General features: G+C 41.5%; 6 protein-coding genes and 1 tRNA gene. 3 read left to right on the top strand and 4 right to left on the bottom strand.

Going from position 1 to position 4,455, the window contains the following annotated elements; genetic code table 11:
• A partial coding sequence (locus BP896_RS04890; RefSeq protein WP_291766342.1) for an FAD-binding protein occupies positions 1-245 on the bottom strand: 245 nt, incomplete at its 3' end.
• A gap of 124 nt (positions 246-369) precedes the next feature.
• Here BP896_RS04890 and BP896_RS04885 point away from each other — a divergent pair.
• Positions 370-822, top strand: coding sequence for a hypothetical protein (locus BP896_RS04885; RefSeq protein WP_291766341.1), 453 nt, complete (start codon positions 370-372; stop codon positions 820-822).
• Positions 819-1,472 carry an orotidine 5'-phosphate decarboxylase / HUMPS family protein gene (locus BP896_RS04880; protein WP_291766340.1) on the top strand — a complete coding sequence of 218 codons (654 nt, stop codon included), beginning with the start codon at positions 819-821 and terminating at the stop codon, positions 1,470-1,472. Before BP896_RS04885 ends, BP896_RS04880 begins: the two co-directional genes overlap by 4 nt.
• A gap of 409 nt (positions 1,473-1,881) precedes the next feature.
• Here BP896_RS04880 and BP896_RS04875 read toward each other — a convergent pair.
• The 3 genes from BP896_RS04875 to BP896_RS04865 form a co-directional block, all read right to left on the bottom strand.
• Positions 1,882-1,955 (bottom strand) — tRNA-Met (locus BP896_RS04875).
• Positions 1,956-2,034: 79 nt separating this feature from the next.
• On the bottom strand, positions 2,035-2,532 hold the full coding sequence (locus tag BP896_RS04870) for a cob(I)yrinic acid a,c-diamide adenosyltransferase (RefSeq protein ID WP_291766338.1): 498 nt from the start codon (positions 2,530-2,532) through the stop codon (positions 2,035-2,037).
• Between the two features lie 165 nt (positions 2,533-2,697).
• Positions 2,698-3,240 (bottom strand): 50S ribosomal protein L13, encoded by a 543-nt coding sequence (locus BP896_RS04865; protein WP_291766337.1) that lies wholly within the window; start codon positions 3,238-3,240, stop codon positions 2,698-2,700.
• 202 nt (positions 3,241-3,442) lie between these two features.
• On the opposite strand from BP896_RS04865, the gene BP896_RS04860 reads away from it, so the two are divergent.
• Positions 3,443-4,455: hypothetical protein (locus BP896_RS04860; protein ID WP_291766376.1), on the top strand; the 1,013-nt coding region annotated here is incomplete at its 3' end.

Below are 4,455 nucleotides of genomic sequence, written 5' to 3'. Positions count from 1 at the left end.
AGGAAGTCACTACCCTTAATAGTATCGTAGGCGTGCAGGTCTAAGCTATCACCATTCTCCTTAGGATACAGGACAGCGCTCGCACCACCCTCAGCGGAGACTGAGTGGCTCCTCATGGCTTGAACCTTGGATATGACGGCTATCCTAAGCTTACCATCACTCGTTCTGGCAGCCTCAAAGGCTGCTCTTAAGCCAGCTAATCCAGAGCCAAGAATCACTATGTCGTATTTTAATACCTCAACCATGCGTTCAGTAATTAGCCTGGGATTTTATAAATCTTATTATTATTTCACAATTGTTGAATTCGCTTACTTAACATTAGTTTTAATGACTTAAATTTTATTAACTGAGGCGTGTAAACTGCATAATATGGAGTCCCAGATTGAGAACACCAGCGGTGGTGACTTAGAGGTAATGTACTTCGCGTCATTGAATGATTTCATGAACTACATAGATAACCAAATCAAATCCCTTGAGGAGACTATTAACTTAATTGATAAGAATATTGCACAAATTGAACCAAGGTTAGCTGGCTTTCAATCGCTCCTAAACATTATTAAGAGGCTTGTAGGTAATGAGAACATAATGCTAACCCCAGCCATAGAAGTCACTGGGCTTAAGATCATAATAGACCCTAAGCCCATTGATGAGTATGATGTGCTTAAGGAGTCCATTGATTCCATGAAGGATAAGTTAACTGTGCTAAGAAAGGTTAGGGAATTAATAAGGGCAATAACATCATCAACTAAACTAGATGTTCCGGTACTAGTGCAGGTTAGGGCTGGGGTACCGATTAAGATGCTTATAGGTGTAAGTAAATGAAATTACAGGTGGCGTTGGATTTAACAAACCTAGATACTGCTGTTGACTTAGCTAGGAGGCTGTATGGTGGTGGGTTAATTGATGTTATTGAAGTTGGTACGCCATTAATAAAGGCTTACGGTATGTATGCTGTCTCAAGGATGAGGGTCTGCTGCCCCTCAGCGCTGGTGTTCGCTGACTTAAAGACAATGGATGCCGGTAGGATTGAGGTTAGGTTAGCCTCAGAGAATGGTGCTAACATGGCTAGCGTACTGGCGGCTGCTCCAGTGGATACTATTAGGGAATTCAGTGATGAAGCGAGGAAACTGGGCTTAAGCACTGTGGTTGACTTCATAGGGGTGATTAACGTTGAGGATAGGGTTAAGGAGGTTCTTAATGCAGCTAAGGTGGATTACATTGGGCTTCACGTGGGTATTGATGTACAGGACTCTAGGAAGGTTACCGCTGAGGTACTCATAGATGAGGTTGAGTCAATAAAGAGGAAATATAACGTTGGGGTTACACTAGCAGGTGGTGTTGATGCAAGGACAGCACTTAAATTAAGGGGAAGGGACATTGACATAATTGTAGTTGGTAGAGCCATAACCACAGCCGAGAAACCAGAGGATGCAGCTAGGGAGATTAGGAGGAATTTAGGCTTAATGCAGTAAACGTGGATTCATAAATTAAGTGTAATCTTTAATGCATGATGCAGTTGGTAAATTATGTTTAATTATTCAGCAACTCAATGCAACACATCTTTCTATTAGTTTAGGGACCCTATACATCTGACCTCCTCCCCGCCCTNNGCCATAAATGGTGAAGCTTGCCCTTTCACTTTGTCATTACACTTAATTAACTCTTATCCTAAAATCCTACTACCATTTAGTGCGCTACCGTTGGAGCAGGATTATACCTATTGGTTAATAGGTTTAAATATTAGAAGGAAGTAGGGCTTATGTAAATATTACTCTTAGGCCCTTTAGTAAGGAACAAGCCATTAAATTCCTGAAGTAGGGCTTCGAGGAGTATGGTATCAACTTTATTTAACATAGTTTATTTTTACTGAGGCAGGAGTAGTGGGCCCGCCGGGATTTGAACCCGGGACCTTCCGGTTATGAGCCGGACGCTCTACCATGCTGAGCTACGGGCCCTATTAACCTATGATTGCCCAAGACTTTTTAACTTTTACCTCAGCAGCCTTTTTAAACCATTCCCTTAATTAACCATAATTCACCATTCAAGGCCCATGACCCCCACAATACCCCTATCATAGTAATGCTTAATAGGCTTAAACTCAGTCACTAAGTCGGCTAATTCAAGTAATTCACTTGGCGCATTACGGCCTGTTAAGACGACATTAACCTCATTGGGTAGTTTCCTTAAGCCATCAATAACCTCACGGCTGGACAATAATCCACTATTAACCGCATTATTAATTTCATCAAGCACCAGTAGGAATGGCTTAATCATTATGCTCCTTTCAATGGCCTTGTTGAAAACATCCCTAGGGGTCCTCAAAGACTCCTCACTCATGTAATACACCTCAACTAGGTCACTCATCTTAAGTAATGCAGTATATTCACCAACCCATTGCCCCCTATACACTAGGGTCTTCATGACATGTGCCACTATTGACCTTAACCCATGGCCATAAGCCCTCACTACGAGGCCTAATGCAGCAGTGGTCTTACCCTTACCATCACCAGTGTAGACGAGCATTAAGCCCATAGCTAAGCGTAATAGCCAGCGGTATAAAAAGCATTATTTGGAATATTAACTGCTATTTCACATAGTTATGGCATTTAATTTTTTATAGTAATCTTTGTTAAACTGCTTAGCTTAAATAAAAACTAAGCTTATGGTAATGAATAAAGCAATATAATGAATACTGACTCACTGTTTAGTGGGCCTCCCACTCTTAATGCTTACGTTTTGGGCTTTTCTCCATGCCTCATACTCACTAGGTTCAATACTGGCCCAAACCTCCTCGAGGGTCACGTACTTTAAACCGGGCCTAAGCCTAAGCATTGAACCTGGGATTACGTAGGCTCCCTTACCACTGTATTCACTTGGTACACCCATGAATATCCTAATCCTCTTCAAGGCTAATTTACCCCTGCCCCTCTTATACGGAAGCATACCCCTAATAATCCTCCTAAGGATTCTATCAGGTCTCCTAGGCCACTTTGGGCCAACCTTCTCAGGATTATAGTGAGTCCTTATCTCACTCATCCTCCTCTTAAACCAGTCAATAACCATATTCCTATCCCCAGTTATCACAGCCTTCTCGGCATTAATTATTACAACCCTCTTACCCTGCAACGCTAATTTAGCAACCACAGTCGCTAACCTACCTGCAATGTGGTTCGATGCATCAATCACCACCTCATTCTCCTTAGGTAATTCACCCTTACTAAGCACCTTAACCTCACTCATAACTTAACCAAAGCACACTGGTGGGGAGCTTTTTAAATAATTTGCACCATGATTAATGCTTAAGCCTCAGGGGTTAATATGATTGCTTCATCATTAAAGATGTTAAGTAGTTTATCAATTATTTTTCTCATTAATTCAGTGTGAGTTAAGTTAAATTAAATGCTTAAAGCTTAAATAACCCTTAGAGGAATATAAGCGTATTATGTTTAACTTTAGGAGGGGGCAAATGAGTGCTATCGAGGCCATAGTTATTATAGTGGCTATTGTATTAGCGGTAGTAGTGTTCATTAGGCTATTCCCCAGCTACCTACCCACAGCAGGCAGTGAGGTTAATACACTCCAGCTCAATGCCCTAGCTCAAAGCCTACTAAACTACATTGTCACAAACCCAGGCAGCCCAGTTTATTGGGGCCAGAATGCAAGCCAATTAACAGCCTTTGGCCTAGCCTTACCTGGTTCAGTATATTCCCTGGATGCATTCAAAGTCCTACAACTAGTACTATGGGATTACGCTCATAATGTTAGTGTAGCCACAACACCAAGCAACCTCAGGGGTTACTGCAGCACCAGTCAAGTCAGTGGTGTGGGTTTTCAGAAGTTCCTAAGTCAGTATGGCATTAGTTATATTGCATTTAATTACCTCTGGTTATTCACAGTAGGTTACCCAACAAACTGGATTATTAGTTATAGTCAGGTTAAGCAATTACTTGGCTTGGGTAATAGTTATGACTTCGTTATTGTTATTCACCCACTCTACATGATTAGGGTAATTAACTTAACATCAAACATAGCCTACATTAAGGTAACAGACTACTCCACCGGTGCAGCAATACCTAATGCAACAGTTACTGTACAATACTTCATAGCAGCATCATTAAAGGGTAATAACGCTATGTTCTATCAAGGCTACTCATCAGCAGTAACAAATTCCAGTGGAATTGCCTCAATTAACCTACCGGTGGCCTTTAATCCAAGTAATTACTACTACATGGTTATTACCGCTCAGACCGCTGGATTGAAGGATTACGCCTATTACCAATATCCAGCCATCCAAGTACCATTACTAACTGTTGGTGTATTACCCCTAATTGGTAGTAATGGGTATAGTGTAGTATTCGCTGACCCACACTTATTTACTAACTGCCTACTGGGAATCAGCCTAAGTAATCCAGGTCAGTCAGCATTGGGCTTAAGGGTTGTTGCTGTTTATAAGTC

The sequence above is a fragment of the Caldivirga sp. UBA161 genome, from assembly GCF_002506515.1.
Lineage (GTDB): Archaea > Thermoproteota > Thermoprotei > Thermoproteales > Thermocladiaceae > Caldivirga.
Note: the sequence above shows the minus strand (reverse complement) of the source record. Positions and strands in the feature narration are given on the sequence as shown.

Excerpts from the sequence above, each read along its gene's own strand:
- BP896_RS04885 (WP_291766341.1), top strand. The coding sequence starts at position 370 with ATGGAGTCCCAGATTGAGAACACCAGCGGTGGTGACTTAGAGGTAATG.
- BP896_RS04880 (WP_291766340.1), top strand. The coding sequence starts at position 819 with ATGAAATTACAGGTGGCGTTGGATTTAACAAACCTAGATACTGCTGTT.
- BP896_RS04870 (WP_291766338.1), bottom strand. The coding sequence starts at position 2,532 with ATGGGCTTAATGCTCGTCTACACTGGTGATGGTAAGGGTAAGACCACT.
- BP896_RS04865 (WP_291766337.1), bottom strand. The coding sequence starts at position 3,240 with ATGAGTGAGGTTAAGGTGCTTAGTAAGGGTGAATTACCTAAGGAGAAT.